Origin of the sequence: Streptomyces sp. VNUA24, from assembly GCF_029167005.1 — a bacterium.
Taxonomy (GTDB): domain Bacteria; phylum Actinomycetota; class Actinomycetes; order Streptomycetales; family Streptomycetaceae; genus Streptomyces; species Streptomyces scabiei.
The window spans coordinates 9279129-9292606 of record NZ_CP119143.1 but is presented as its reverse complement, the minus strand read 5'-3'; the positions used below and the strand labels follow the sequence as shown (position 1 = coordinate 9292606).

At 74.9% G+C, this 13478-nt stretch carries 13 protein-coding genes; 3 read left to right on the top strand and 10 right to left on the bottom strand.

The features are described 5' to 3' along the window. Nucleotides 1-57: 57 nt before the first annotated feature. The 5 genes from PYR72_RS40035 to PYR72_RS40015 form a co-directional block, all read right to left on the bottom strand. Nucleotides 58-3048, bottom strand: coding sequence for an SMC family ATPase (locus PYR72_RS40035; protein ID WP_275459821.1), 2991 nt, complete (start codon nucleotides 3046-3048; stop codon nucleotides 58-60). A 430-nt stretch (nucleotides 3049-3478) separates the two neighbouring features. Next, nucleotides 3479-4642, bottom strand: a complete 1164-nt coding sequence (locus PYR72_RS40030) for an exonuclease SbcCD subunit D (protein WP_275459820.1) — start codon at nucleotides 4640-4642, stop codon at nucleotides 3479-3481. A 134-nt stretch (nucleotides 4643-4776) separates the two neighbouring features. Continuing rightward, nucleotides 4777-5403 (bottom strand): YigZ family protein, encoded by a 627-nt coding sequence (locus PYR72_RS40025; protein WP_275459819.1) that lies wholly within the window; start codon nucleotides 5401-5403, stop codon nucleotides 4777-4779. A gap of 77 nt (nucleotides 5404-5480) precedes the next feature. Next, a complete protein-coding gene (locus PYR72_RS40020) occupies nucleotides 5481-6026 on the bottom strand; it encodes a histidine phosphatase family protein (RefSeq protein ID WP_275459818.1) in 546 nt (181 codons plus the stop codon). Beyond that, complete coding sequence (locus PYR72_RS40015; RefSeq protein ID WP_275459817.1) at nucleotides 6023-6742, bottom strand: hypothetical protein; 720 nt, start codon at nucleotides 6740-6742, stop codon at nucleotides 6023-6025. Before PYR72_RS40015 ends, PYR72_RS40020 begins: the two co-directional genes overlap by 4 nt. 180 nt (nucleotides 6743-6922) lie before the next feature. Between PYR72_RS40015 and PYR72_RS40010 the strand changes: the two genes are divergently transcribed. Then, entirely contained in the window at nucleotides 6923-7339 is a 417-nt protein-coding gene (locus tag PYR72_RS40010) for a CoA-binding protein (RefSeq protein WP_275459816.1), read from the top strand. A gap of 110 nt (nucleotides 7340-7449) precedes the next feature. Here PYR72_RS40010 and PYR72_RS40005 read toward each other — a convergent pair whose 3' ends face one another. Beyond that, on the bottom strand, nucleotides 7450-8373 hold the full coding sequence (locus PYR72_RS40005; RefSeq protein ID WP_275459815.1) for a universal stress protein: 924 nt from the start codon (nucleotides 8371-8373) through the stop codon (nucleotides 7450-7452). A 77-nt stretch (nucleotides 8374-8450) separates the two neighbouring features. On the opposite strand from PYR72_RS40005, the gene PYR72_RS40000 reads away from it, so the two are divergent. Then, nucleotides 8451-8819, top strand: coding sequence for a VOC family protein (locus tag PYR72_RS40000; RefSeq protein ID WP_275459814.1), 369 nt, complete (start codon nucleotides 8451-8453; stop codon nucleotides 8817-8819). Nucleotides 8820-8841: 22 nt separating this feature from the next. Here PYR72_RS40000 and PYR72_RS39995 read toward each other — a convergent pair whose 3' ends face one another. The 3 genes from PYR72_RS39995 to PYR72_RS39985 form a co-directional block, all read right to left on the bottom strand. After that, nucleotides 8842-10386 carry a VWA domain-containing protein gene (locus PYR72_RS39995; protein ID WP_275459813.1) on the bottom strand — a complete coding sequence of 515 codons (1545 nt, stop codon included), beginning with the start codon at nucleotides 10384-10386 and terminating at the stop codon, nucleotides 8842-8844. After that, nucleotides 10383-11336: a MoxR family ATPase gene (locus PYR72_RS39990; RefSeq protein ID WP_275459812.1), complete on the bottom strand. Its 954-nt coding sequence runs from the start codon at nucleotides 11334-11336 to the stop codon at nucleotides 10383-10385. Before PYR72_RS39990 ends, PYR72_RS39995 begins: the two co-directional genes overlap by 4 nt. A 115-nt stretch (nucleotides 11337-11451) precedes the next feature. After that, nucleotides 11452-12108, bottom strand: coding sequence for a TetR/AcrR family transcriptional regulator (locus PYR72_RS39985; RefSeq protein WP_275459811.1), 657 nt, complete (start codon nucleotides 12106-12108; stop codon nucleotides 11452-11454). Nucleotides 12109-12229: 121 nt separating this feature from the next. Here PYR72_RS39985 and PYR72_RS39980 point away from each other — a divergent pair, with 121 nt between their 5' ends. Further along, on the top strand, nucleotides 12230-12790 hold the full coding sequence (locus tag PYR72_RS39980; RefSeq protein WP_275459810.1) for an NAD(P)H-dependent oxidoreductase: 561 nt from the start codon (nucleotides 12230-12232) through the stop codon (nucleotides 12788-12790). A gap of 110 nt (nucleotides 12791-12900) precedes the next feature. On the opposite strand, the gene PYR72_RS39975 is transcribed toward PYR72_RS39980, so the two are convergent. Beyond that, nucleotides 12901-13458, bottom strand: coding sequence for a YbaK/EbsC family protein (locus tag PYR72_RS39975; RefSeq protein WP_275459809.1), 558 nt, complete (start codon nucleotides 13456-13458; stop codon nucleotides 12901-12903). Between the last annotated feature and the right edge of the window lie 20 nt (nucleotides 13459-13478).

The following is a 13478-nucleotide window of genomic DNA, read 5'->3' as shown; positions in this document are numbered from 1 at the left end:
CCCGCTGTCGCGACGCCCCCTCGGTCACTGACCGCCCGTTCCCCCGACCGCCCTCCGTCACCGACCGCGCTGCCGCACGACCGACCCCGTGCGCTCCTTCACTACCTCCAGCTGGGCGTGCACCCGCCGCCGCAGGTCGGCGACATGGCTCACGATGCCGACACTGCGGTCGCGTTCGCGGAGCGCGTCGAGGACGTCGAGCACCTCGTCGAGGGTCTGGTCGTCGAGGCTGCCGAACCCCTCGTCGACGAAGAGGGTGTCGAGACGCACGCCCCCCGCCTCGTCGGTGACGACGTCGGCCAGCCCGAGGGCCAGCGCGAGGGAGGCGAAGAACGTCTCGCCGCCGGAGAGCGTGGCCGTGTCCCGCTCCCGCCCGGTCCAGGCGTCGACGACGTGCAGTCCGAGCCCGCTGCGGCCCCGCCCGGACCGGTCGTCGGAGTGGACGAGGGTGTAGCGGCCCGACGACATGCGCTGGAGCCGTACGGTCGCCGCGGCGGCGACCTGCTCCAGACGGGCCGCGAGGACGTAGGACTCCAGGCGCATCCTGCGTTCGTTGTCGGCCGAGGTGCCGGCAGCGAGGCCCGCCATCCGGGCGACGCGCTCGTACTCCTCGCGCAGCGGCGCCAGCCGGCGCACGGAGGCGGTCGCCCGCGCGGAGAGCCGGTCCAGTTCGGCAGCGCGCCGCTCGGCGGCGTCCCACGCGGAGACGGTGTCCTGGAGCCGCCGGGCCGCGGCCGCGGCGGTCCGTTCGGCGGTGGCTAGGTCGGCGGCCGGCCGCCCGGCCGCGGCGGCCGTCTCGGCCTCGGCGAGCACGGCCCGTACGGCGGCCTCCTCCGACTGCCGTGCGTCGAGGCGGTGTTGCAGGTCCCGGTGGGCGGCGTCGTCGAGGACGGCGGCGGCAGCGGCCGACGGGGTGTCGAACCCGGCGCGGAACGCCGCGTCGGCGAGACGCGCGTCGGCGTCCTTGAGGCGCTGCGCGGTGTCGTCGGCCGTCCGCACCGCCTCGGCGGCCTCGCCGAGGAGCCCGGCCAGCCGCTCCCACTGCGCGGCCCGCGCGGCCACGCTCTCGGCATCGCCCCGGGCCTGCGCCAACTCCCCCTCCAGCGCTTCCCGTTCCCGCTCCAGCGCGTCCCGCCGGGTGTCGCGGGACGCGGCCCGCACGGCGGCCTCCCGCCGGGCGTCGAGCCGTCGGTCCCGCTCGTGTTCGGCGTGCAGCAGGGCCTCCTGCGCGGGATGCAGATCGGAGGCACCGGCCCGGGCCCGCGCGTACTCCTCCGTCATCTCCTCGACCAGGGCGGCGAGCCGCTCCGTCGGCGCGTCACCGGCCTCGGCGCTCGCCGCCGCGTACGCCTGCCGGACGACTCCCAGCCGGCGCTCCGCCTCGGCCCGCTCCTCGTCGGCCCGCTGGGCCGCGGCGAGCGCCCGCTCCTCCGTCTCCCGGTCCACGTGTCCGGCGACCTTCCGGGCGGGCTCGGGGTGTTCGGTGCCGCCGCAGACGGCGCACGGCTGCCCGTCGACCAGTGCGGCGGCGAGTTCCGCCGCGATGCCGGAGAGCCGCTGTTCCTTGAGGTCGAGCCAGTGGGCGCGGGCCTCGACGGCCCGCTCGGCGAGCCGGAGCACGCGCGCCTGCGCGTCCTCCGTGTCCCGCCCGAGCTGATCACGCTGCCGTGCGGCGGCGAGCCGCTGCTCGGCGGGTTCCCGCCGCACGGCGAGCTGTTCGGCGCGGGTGGCGGCCTCCTGGGCGGACTCGATCCGGGTCCGCAGCTCCGCGCGGGTCGTCTCCCATGCGGCGAGCCAGCTCTCGGCGTCCTGGAGGACCTCCTCGTCGGCCCGCTCCTCGCTGTCCGACTCCGCCCGCTCGGCGAGGAGTTCGGCAAGGCGCCGCTCCGCGCGGCGGGCCGACTCCAGCCCGCCCAGCTCCTGAGCCGCTCGGCGGGCGGCGGCGGCGAGTCCGGCGGCGCCCTCGTCGGCGTACGCCCCCGACAGCCGCGCCCGCGCGCCCTCCTCGGCGGCACGCGCACGCCGGTGCGCGGTCTCCGCCTCGTCCCGCAGTTCCAGCGCGGGCACCACGGCCTCCGCCTTGCGGGCCCGCTCCATGCGCGCCCGGTCCTCGCGGTGCTCTCCGGCCCGCTCCTCCAGCCGCGCGGCCCGCTCCCGCGCCTGCGCGAACCGCTCCTGTAGCCGCGCCACTTCGCGTACGTCGTCCAGGTCCCGGCCGGCGGCGGCGCGCGCCGACTCGGCCGCCGCCCGCGCGCAGTGGGCGATGGTGAGCCGTTCACGGGCGGTGCTGCGGACGACGGCGGCCCAGCCCAGCACGGCGTCGGCGAGGCCCGGGTCACCGGGCGCGAGGCCGGGCGGCTCCGGGGCGTCCCCCGCCGCCTGCTGCATCCGGTGGACGTCGGCGAGCAGGTCCGCGTCGCCCTCCCGGACCCGCGCCTCGGTCGCCCGGCGCCGGTCGGCGAGCCGCTTCTCGACGGCGGCGAAGTGATGGGTGTCGAAGAGCCGGCCGAGCAGTCTGCCCCGCGCCTCGGCGTCGGCGCGCAGGAAGCGTGCGAAGTCGCCCTGCGGCAACAGCACGACCTGGCAGAACTGCTCCCGGCTCATCCCCAGGACCTGGGTGATCTCCTCGCCGATCTCCTGGTGGGAGCGGCTGAGGTCCTTCCAGGAGGCGGTGGCCGTGTCGTACTCGCGCAGCCAGCTCTGTGCCTTGTCGAGGGTGGTGCCCTGGCCGCGTTTCTTGGGCCGCTCCCAGGGCGGCTGCCGGGTGATCTCCAACCGGCGTCCGGCGACGGTCAGTTCGAGGCGGACCTCGGTGCGTGTCGCGGGTGCCGCGTGGTCGCTGCGCAGGGTCGCGCCCTGGCCGTTCTGCCGGGCGCCGGGCACCGCGCCGTAGAGCGCGTAGCAGACGGCGTCCAGGACCGAGGTCTTGCCGGCGCCGGTCGGGCCGTGCAGCAGGAACAGCCCGGCCGCCGAGAGGTCGTCGAAGTCGACGGACTGGGCGCCGCCGAAGGGACCGAAGGCGGTGATGTCGAGCCGGTGGAGCCTCATCGGCCACCACCCGCCGCGCCCGCCCGGCGGGGCGCCCCGAGAGGCAGGTGCCCGGCAGCCCCCGTACGGCCGGTCGCCGCCGGACGGCCCCCGGGCTCGTACGTACGTCCGGCCGGACGACCCCGGCCGGTCGTCGAGGGGGCCGTGCGCCGGCATCCGTCGTGCGCCGCCGGTCGAACGGCCCGGCAACGCGCCGGACCGGCAGGACAGGCAGGACAGGCGGGACGAACCGGATACGTCGCCCGGCGGACCAGGTGGCTCGTCGGACGACCCGCGCGGCCGTCCGTACGACTCGTCGTGCAGCCTTCCCGGCCACCCGCATCCCGCATCGGGCGACCCTCCCCGCCGTCGGCACGGCCCATCGACCACCTCTCCCCGCCACGCACCGGGCACACCGCCGGCAGGCGGTTCACCCTGCGGCGACCGCGGCTCATCGAACAGCCTCTCGTACGGTCTCATCGGCCCTCACCGCGTCGAACGCGTCCCTGAGGACGGTCCGTTCGTGGGCGTCGGGCCCCGTGCCGCGGACATGGGCGACGAAGTCCTCGGCGATCTGCTGGTCGTCGCGGCCGGCGAGGCGCCGGGCGTAGGAGACGTCCGGGTCGCCGGGGGCGCGTTCGGGGTCGAAGGCGAGGCTGAGCGTGTGCGGGAAGCGGGCGCACAGCCGGGCCATGGGCTCGGCGGGCCGGACCGGGTCGGTGAGCGTGGCCTCGACCCACGCCTCCTCGTGCCGGGCCAGCTCCGGTGCGACGAGCAGGTCGTCCAGCCGGCCCCGGATGCGGGCGAGCGGGCGCGGCACCGGGCAGTCGACGCGCTCGGCGTCGACGGCACCGTCGGCGCCGAGGTCCACCAGCCACATGCTCTTGCGGTGGTCGGCCTCGGAGAAGGAGTACGGCAGGGGCGAACCCGAGTAGCGGATACGGTCGGTGAGGGTCTGGCTGCCGTGCAGATGCCCCAGCGCCACGTAGTCGACGCCGTCGAAGACGCCCGCCGGCACCGAGTCGACCCCGCCGACGGAGATGTCCCGTTCGCTGTCGCTGGGCGTGCCGCCGGTGACGAACGCGTGGGCCAGCACGACGGAACGGGTGCCCGGCGGCCGGGCGGCGAGGTCGGCCCGGACCCGGTCCATGGCAGCGGCGAGCACCGACTCATGGTTCGCCCTCTCCACCCCGAACTCGTCCTTCACCAGGGCGGGTTCGAGATAGGGCAGCCCGTAGAAGGCGACGTCGCCGTGGGTGTCGGGGAGCATCACGGGGGTCCCGGCCCCCGAGGCCGCCGTCCGCAGATGGATGCCCGCCCGGCCGATGAGCCCCGCGCCCACACCGAGCCGCCGTGCCGAGTCGTGGTTCCCGGAGATCATCACCGTGGGCACGCCCAGCTCGGCGAGACGGTGCAGGGCGTCGTCGAACAGCTCCACCGCCGCCAGCGCGGGCACCGCCCGGTCGTACACGTCTCCCGCCACCACCACCGCGTCCACCTCGCGCTCACGCGCGGTCGTGACCAGGTGACCGATGAACTCGGCCTGCGCGCCGAGCATGTTCACCCGGTGGAACGCCCGACCGAGATGCCAGTCGGAAGTGTGCAGCAGCCTCATGATCCTCGAACCTAACAGGCGGGTCGGACATCACGGGCGCCTACCGGCGAACCGACCCGCGAACGCCGCCCCCTCCGCGTTCCCGCACGCCCCCCGGCCCGACAGCGCATCCGGGACATCCCGGACATCCGCGGTCACGCGTCCCCGTACGCCTCGCCCCCGAGTTCGAACCCGGCCGTGCCCGCGGTGGTGTCGGCGAGCCAGGCGCGGAAGGCATCGACCTCGGCGTCGGGCAGGCCGATCTCCAGGGTGACGGCCTCGGCGTACCGCACGTCACGGACCTCGCGCCCGGTGGACCGCAGGTCGTTCTGCAGCTTGCCGGCCCGCTGGTGGTCGACGGTCACCGTGGCCAGCCGGAAGCGCCGGCGGGTGATGCCCCCGAGCGCGTCCAGGGCCTCGCCCACGGCACCGCCGTACGCCCTGATGAGTCCGCCGGCGCCCAGTTTGACCCCGCCGTAGTACCGGGTGACGACGGCGACGACGTACCGCATGTCCCGGCGCAGCAGCATCTGCAGCATGGGGACGCCGGCGGTGCCGCCGGGTTCCCCGTCGTCGCTCGCGCGCTGGACGGCCGCGTCGGCACCGATGACGTACGCGTAGCAGTTGTGGGTGGCGTCGGCGTGCTCCCTGCGGACGGCCGCGACGAAGTCCTGGGCCTCCTGTTCGGTGGCCGCCGGGGCGAGCGCGCACAGGAACCGCGATCGGTTGACCTCGGTCTCGTGCACGCCGGCGCGGGCGACGGTGCGGTACTCGTCCTGCATCCGGCCAGCCTATGCGCAGGCCGGCGCACGCCCGCGCGGGGCGTCGGCCGGCGGACGGGCCTGCGGTCGGGCGGCGCTCAGGACCGTTTCGCGCCCCTGGCCACGAGCACGTCCGTCAGCAGCGCCGTGCCCGGGGCGAGCGCGGCCCAGGTCCCGCCGTGCCAGGACAGGAAGGCGAGCGCCGAGGTGGGGAACTTGGTCCGTACGTCGTCCAGCGCACCGTCGAGGGCGTCGCCGGCCAGCTCCAGCACCAGTTCCTCCAGTCCCGGGTTGTGACCGACGAGCAGCAGCGTCCGCACATGGCCGGGGGTCTCGTGCACCACGTCGAGCAGTTCGGGCACGTCGGCCGCGTACACCCGCTCGTCGTACCGCACGGGCGGGGGCGTCCCCCACTGCGCGGAGGCCAGTTCCCAGGTCAGACGCGCCCGTACGGCCGTGGAGCACACGGCCAGGTCGGGCAGGCAGTCCACGTCGGCGAGGGCCTGTCCGGCCGCGGGGGCGTCGCGTCGGCCGCGTGGTGCCAGGGGGCGCTCGTGGTCGGGGACGCCCATGGGCCAGGCGGACTTGGCGTGCCGCAGGACGACGAGTCTGCGCAGCGGTCCGGCGCCGGCACGGGGCGTCATGCCGTCGCCCCGATCTCCCGGGTGAGTTCCAGCCCGAGGAGGCGGTCGGCGTAGGCGTACGTCTCGAACCGGGCGCCGTCGGGGACGTCCGGGTCCCGTTCCACGTCCCGCAGCACGTCGAGCACCGCGCGTACGTCGAGGTCGTCGTCCCACGCCTCCCGCAGTGCCTGCCGGACGGGCTCGGGGACCGGCCGCGACGGCCGGGCCGCCCAGGCCGCCACCGACCCGCGCCAGCGGCCGAGCGTGTCCTCGGCCTCACGGACGGCGGTGGTGTCGAGTGTCACGGGGGTTCGGCGGGGAGGGCTGAGGAGGGCGAGCCGCAGGGCGGTGCCCGACGCGGCCGGCTCGCCGGTCCCGGTCACGGGGCCGGCCTCGGTCACAGGGCCGACCTCGACCGCGGTCCCGGCGTCGGTGCGGGGGTCGGCCGGTTCGCCCGACACGGCCACGTGCAGAACCTGCCGCCCGCCCCGCGTCGCCCCGGAGGTCTCGCTCCGCCGGACGCCGAGGCCGTCGGCGCGCTCCCGCAGGGCGGCCGGCGGGTCGGCGACGAAGAGGACGGGGCTCCCGCCCAGTTCGAGGGCGCGGGCGAGGACGTCCGCGACCAGCAGGACGCGCAGCGCCGAGGGGGTGTCCTCCGGCGTGTGGGCATGGACCCGGGTGAGCGCCCTGCGGATCTCGGCGGGTTCGCCGGTCCGGGCGTCAGTGATACGCAGCACGGGCTGAGCGTAGGCGCGGAAGCGGCCGAACGCAGTGCGGACGACGGCATTCCGGAGATCGAGCCGCACGCCCGGTGCTCCGGACCGGGAATTCGGCGCGCACCTCCCGCTGTTGCCGCAGGCAGCCCCCGCACCCGGGGCTCTCCCGCGCGGCACCCGGCCAGAACAGAAGGAGACGGCATGTACGGCGACCCCGACACGATCCGCAAGGTCCTCACGGAACTCGGCGAGACCTGGGCCGTCGTGGGCCTGTCCGGCAACCGCGGCCGCGCGGCGTACGGCGTCGCGGAGGTCCTGCAGCGCTACGGCAAGCGTGTCGTCCCGGTGCACCCCAAGGCCGAGACGGTCCACGGCGAACAGGGCTACGCCTCGCTGTCCGACATCCCCTTCCCCGTGGACGTCGTCGACGTCTTCGTCAACAGCGACCTCGCGGGCCCCGTCGCCGACGAGGCCGCCCGCATCGGTGCCAAGGCGGTGTGGTTCCAGCTCGGCGTCGTCGACGAGGCGGCCTACCACCGCACCCGCGCGGCGGGCCTGGACATGATCATGGACCGCTGCCCGGCGATAGAGATCCCCCGCCTGCCCGCCGACGCCTGAACCGGCCGGTGAGCCCCCCGCCCCGGGGAGCGCGGCGCCTTCCTCCCGTGCGCCCCGGGGCGGGGGGCGACCACACGACAAGGTGCTCCCCGCGGCCAGGTCCACCGGCCTCACTCGTGTGCGACGACCACCACCGGCACCGCCGCGTGATGCAGCAGCGCGTGCACGACCGGCCCGACGTGCGCGCCCACCGGCGCATGCCGCACCCGCCGCCCGACCACGACGAGCGACGCGTCCAGGGACGCCTCCAGCAGATGCTCGGCCGCCTTCCCCCGCCGTGACTCCTCCACCACCTCGACCCCCGGGAACTCCCGCCGCCACGGCACCAGCACCTCGTGCAGCGTGCCCGCCTCCACCTCGCCCACGTCCGCGTCGAGATCGGCCTCCAGACCGGGCCTCTCCCGCAGCCCGGAGTGCGGGGGCGGACGCCAGTCGTGCAGTATCCGCAACGGCGCTCCCCGCGCCTCCGCCGCCTCGAACGCGAACCGGATCAGGGTGTGGTCGGGCTGTACGGTGTCCAGCCCGAGCACGACGGGCCGGAAGGGCGCCAGGGCCGACGGCGTGCCGGTGGCGCTCGGCGTGTGCTCGTCCGCGGCCCGCTCCTGCGCCCGCACGAGCACCACCGGCCGCTCGGTGTGCGCGACGACGTGCAGCCCGACCGAGCCGAGCAGAAACCCCGCGAGCCCGCTCAGCCCGCGGGAACCCAGCACCAGCAGGTCCCCTTCGTGCGCGACCCGCACCAGCTCCTCGCTCGCCCGACCCGTCAACTGCTCCACGCCCGGGTCGAGCCCGGGGTGCCGCAGCCGTATCCCGTCGGCGGCCTCCCTCAACACCCTTCCTACACCGGTCTCCCCCTGGCCCGGCCCCGTCGCCGCGCCCAGCACCGGCTCCCGGCCCATCGGCTCGGGAACCGGCTCCCAGACGTTGACCAGCCGCAACGGCAGAGCCCGGAGCCGCGCCTCCCGGGCCGCCCACTCGGCGGCGGCCAGGCTCTCGCGGGAACCGTCGATACCCACGGTGACGGTGCGGAACATGGGCGCACCTCCTGAGGTCGAGGTCTGTCTCCAGGATCGCCGCAGTGCGGCGGATCCGCAGGGGCGAGAATCGGACCATGCTGAGCATCGGTTCCGTGGTTCTGGGCGCGTCCGACGTGGGGCGGGCCACCGCGTTCTGGAGACAGGCCCTCGGGTACGTTCCGCGTGAGGAGCCGGAGGACGACTGGGTCGTCCTGGTGCACCCGCGGGGCACTGGCGTCCAGCTCTCCATCGGCTTCAGCGAGACCCCGGTGCAGGAGCGCCCGCGGGTGCATCTGGACCTCTACGCGGGCGACGCGGAGGACCAGGCGGCGGAGGTGCGGCGGCTGCTGGGCCTCGGAGCACGGCGCGTCGCGTGGGATTCCTACCCGCCGGACGCCGACTTCGTCGTCCTGGCCGACCCGGAGGGCAATCGCTTCTGCGTGATCGACACCGGCCGGGGGTGAGGGCCGGCCGGCCCCGTACGTCTCACACCGGCAGCAGCCGGGTCACCAGTTCCCCGAGCCGCCGGGCGTTCCGGCAGGCGTGCATGTCGACGATCTCGGCGTACACGAGGGCGGCGGAGTCGCCGGTGCCCCACTGTTCGGGCGACTCGGGGTTCAGCCAGTGGACGCGGCGGGCGCGGGCGGCGATGCGCCGCAGTGCGTCCGCGCGCGGGTCGAACCCGTTGGTGCGGGCGTCCCCGAGCACGATCACCGACGTACGCGGGCCGATCGCGTCGAGGTGGCGTTCGGCGAACTCCCCGAGCGCGGAACCGTAGTCACTGCTGCCGTGCCAGCCGGAGACCGCGGCCTCGTCGGCGATCCGGCGGCCGAGTCCGGCGGGATCGGCCTCGCCGTTGGTGACGAGCCGGGTGACCTCGTCGACGCGATTGACGAACGCGTACACCCGCACCTTGCTGAACTGGTCCCGCATCGCCTGGACCAGCAGCATCGTGAAGTTCGCGAACCCGGCGACCGATCCGGACACATCGCACAGCAGCACGATCTCCGGACGTGCCGGCCGATGCCGCCGGTACGCCGGGCGCAGCGGCACACCCCCGGTGGACAGCGAGCGCCGGAGCGTGCGCCGGATGTCGATCTGGCCGCGCGCGGCCCTGCGCCGCCGGGCGGCCAGCCGGGTCGCGAGCTTACGGGCCAACGGCTGGACGGTACGGCGCAGTTCGACGAGCTGCTCGCGGCCCGCGACGAGGAAGTCGACCTGGTCGGCGCCGCGGGCGATGCCCCGCTGGGCGATCATCTCCGCTCCGCGCCGCTCGGCGACCCGCCGCCGTGCCTCCGTACCCACCCGCTTCCGGAAGTCCTCGATACGGCGCCGGATCTCGTCGGCGTCCAGCCGGTCGGTGAACCCGCCCGCACCGAGCCCCGAGCCGGCTCCGGAACCCGAGCCCGTAGCGGACCGCGCACCCGCACCCATGCCCGCACCCGCACCCAGTCCGAATCCGCCGCCGAATCCCCTGCCGAACCCGCCACCGCCCCCCGCACCCGGGGCACCCGCGCCTTCCCCGCCGTCCGCGCGCGCACCCGCCAGGATCCGCGCGAGCAGTGTCTGCGGACGGAGGCGGTCCAGGGTCTGGTGGGCCGACCAGCCGTCCGCGCCCGGCGTCCCGTAACGGCCGAGCAACTCCACGGCCTCGGCGGCGAGTCGGGTGAGGGCCGCCGTGTCGTTCGCGGCCAGGGCCTCGGCGAGCCGGTCGCGCAGCTCGTCCCGGTCCCCGGCGGCCGCGCCGCGCGCCGCCGCCAACTCCCCCACCCCCAGCGGGAAGTACAGCTCGAAGGCCGCGTCGAACACGGCACGCTGGCCGTCGGCGCGCAGCAGCGCCGCCGCGAGCCCCTCGCGGATCCGCTCCCGGTCGGCGAGGCCCAGCACCTCCAGGACGGCCGCCGCGTCCACGGTCTCGCCCGGCCCGATCCGTATCCCGTGGCCGCGCAACGCCCGTACGAACGCGGTCAGCCGGTCGGCCAGCGCGGTGCCGGGCGTCGTACCGCTCGCGTCACGGGCCCCGGCGCTCATACCAGCGTCAGCTTCCGCGCGGCCTTCTCGATGTCGTCCTGGTGCTTGAGGATCACTCCCAGGCTGTCCCGGACGACGTTCTCGTCCAGGGTGTCCGCGCCGAGGGCCAGCAGGGTGCGTGCCCAGTCGATGGTCTCGGCCACCGAGGGCGCCTTGCGCAGCTCCATCTCCCGCAGCGCGCCGACCACCCGGACCAGGGAGTCGGCGAGCGTGGCGTCCAGACCGGGGACCCTGAGCGTCACGATCCGCCGCTCCAACTCGGCGTCGGGGAAGTCGAGATGGAGGAAGAGGCAGCGGCGGCGCAGAGCCTCGGAGAGCTCCCGGGTGGCGTTGGAGGTGAGGACCGTGAAGGGGCGCCGGGTGGCGGTGATCGTGCCCAGCTCCGGGACGGTGACCTGGAAGTCGCTGAGCACCTCCAGCAACAGCCCCTCGACCTCGACGTCCGCCTTGTCGGTCTCGTCGATGAGCAGGACCGTCGGCTCGTCGCCCCGGATCGCGGTCAGCAGGGGGCGGGTGAGCAGGAACTCGTCGCTGAAGATGTCGGTACGGGTGTCGTCCCACGCCTCGTCGCGTCCGGCGGTGATGCGCAGCAGCTGTTTGGCGTGGTTCCACTCGTACAGGGCGCGGGACTCGTCGATGCCCTCGTAGCACTGGAGGCGGACCAGACGGGCGGCGCCGACCCGGGCGACGGCCTTGGCCAGCTCGGTCTTGCCGACGCCCGCGGGGCCTTCCACCAGCAGCGGCTTGCCGAGCCGGTCGGCCAGGAAGACGGTGGTGGCGACGGCCGTCGAGGCGAGGTATCCCACGTCGGCGAGCCGTGCGGCGACGTCGTCCACGGAGGTGAAGAACCCGGTGCCTGTGCCCGTGCCCCTGCCTGTGCCGTCCGGGCGGCTCGTCACGTCGTCCCCGGCCGGGCCGTTCCCGGCGTGCTCGGCGATCTCGTCGGTCATGTGGCCCGTCCCCTCACCCGGCGTACGAGGCCGTTCCCCGACACCCGCCCCCAAAGTTACCAAGCGGTCGCTTTGACTGCCCCGTCTCCCTGCGGCTCCCGGCGCCTCCGGGTGGCTACGCGGTCACGACCAGCCGCTCCACCAGGTCAGCCCACCCCTGCTCCAGCCGTTCGAGAGACATCCCCCGGCGCTCCACGAGGTGGTCGACGAGGCCGATGTCCAGGAATCCCAGCAGGGTCTGCGCCAGCAGCTCGATGTCGCCGGTCGCCCTGGCCCGGCGCAGCAGCATGCACAGGTGCCCCAGACGGAGCTGGTTGGCCGGGCTGGTGTGCCGGCGCGAGACGTTCGCGCCGGCGGCCAGGTAGAGGTCCCGGTGGGCGTACTCGTGGCGGACGACGGCCACGCCGAAGGCCCGGAGCCGCTCGACGGGCGGCGCGTCGGGCCCGAGGGGCGGCGGGCCGGTGAGGAAGGCGGCCTGCAGCTCCCGCTCGTGGTGGTCGAGGAGCGCGAACATCAGCCCGGTCCGGTCGCCGAACCGCCGGAAGACGGTGCCCTTGCCCACTTCGGCGGCGGTCGCCACGGCTTCCATGGTCAGCTTGGCGGCGCCCCCGTCGGCCGCCAGCCGGGCGGCCACCTCCAGCAGCCGGGTGCGGTTGCGGGCCGCGTCCGCGCGCAATCGGGGCGGTTCGGGGGCGGTGGTGGCGAGGTTCAGCAGTCCGTCGAGGGGGTCGGGGTCCTGAGGCGCCGGAAAGGGCGGCAGCGACTCTTTCATGAAATGAGCGTAACGCTCACCACAGAGAAGTGGACCCCGGTCCGGATAGCTGCTACAAATTTCAACGGACCCCGGTCCGCTTAGCTCTTCCCAGGTGCTCGCCCTTACTAGGAGTCAGCTCATGTCCGTACGCATCCTCGCGCTCGTCGGCAGCCTTCGCGCCGGTTCGCACAACCGCCAGCTCGCCGAGGCCGCCGTGAAGCACGCCCCGGAGGGCGTCACGATCGAGCTGTACGAGGGCCTGGCCGACGTCCCGTTCTACAACGAGGACATCGACACCGAGGCCGCCCTTCCGGCCACCGCCGCCCGTCTGCGTGAGGCCGCCAACCAGGTCGACGGCTTCCTGCTCTTCTCCCCCGAGTACAACGGCACCATCCCGGCCGTCCTGAAGAACGCCATCGACTGGCTGTCGCGCCCGTACGGCGCCGGCTCCTTCACCGGCAAGCCGGTCGCCGTGGTGGGCACCGCGTTCGGCCAGTTCGGCGGCGTGTGGGCGCAGGACGAGACCCGCAAGGCCCTCGGTATCGCCGGCGCCACGGTCCTGGAGGACGCCAAGCTCTCCATCCCCGGCTCGGTCGTCCGCTTCGCCGAGACCCACCCGGCGGACGACGCCGAGGTCGTCACCGGTCTGACCGAGGTCCTGGAGCAGCTCAGCACCCAGGCCGGCACCGTCGCCGCCTGACCGGCAGCCTGTCGTACGACGCCGGGTCCAGGGCCTCGTGCCCGGGGCCCGGCGTTCTGGCGTTCTGGCGTTCCGGCGTTCCGGCCCGGCCTCCCCGGCGGGGGGGCCGGTCAGACGACGCCCAGCCCTTCCAGCACGACCGCGTTGGGCAGTTCCGCGAATGCCTTCCCCGGCACCAGCAGTTTGCCGCGCCGCCGTCCGCTGCCGACCAGGACGTACGGCAGGTCGACCACGGCGGAGTCCACCAGGACCGGCCACGACGCGGGCAGCCCGACGGGGGTGATGCCGCCGTACTCCATCCCGGTCTCCCCGGTGGCCGTCTCCATCGAGGCGAACGATGCCTTGCGGGCGCCCAGCCGGCGGCGGACCACGCCGTTGACGTCGACGCGGGTGGCGGAGAGCACGACACACGCGGCCAGGCTCGACTCGCCGCCCCGCCTGCCCGAGACGACCACGCAGTTCGCGGAGGTGTCGAGCAGGTCCTTCCCGTAGTGCTGGACGAACACGGCGGTGTCGGCCCACTCCGGGTCCGTCTCGACGTACAGGATCCGGTCGGCGGGCACGCTGCCGGACCAGTCGCGAACGGCGTCGGAGACCGGACCCACGAGGTCGTCGAGGCAGTCGGGGGCGGGGGTGGCGTGGTCGAAGTCTCCGATGGGTGTGCGCATGGGCCGCACGGTAACAAAGG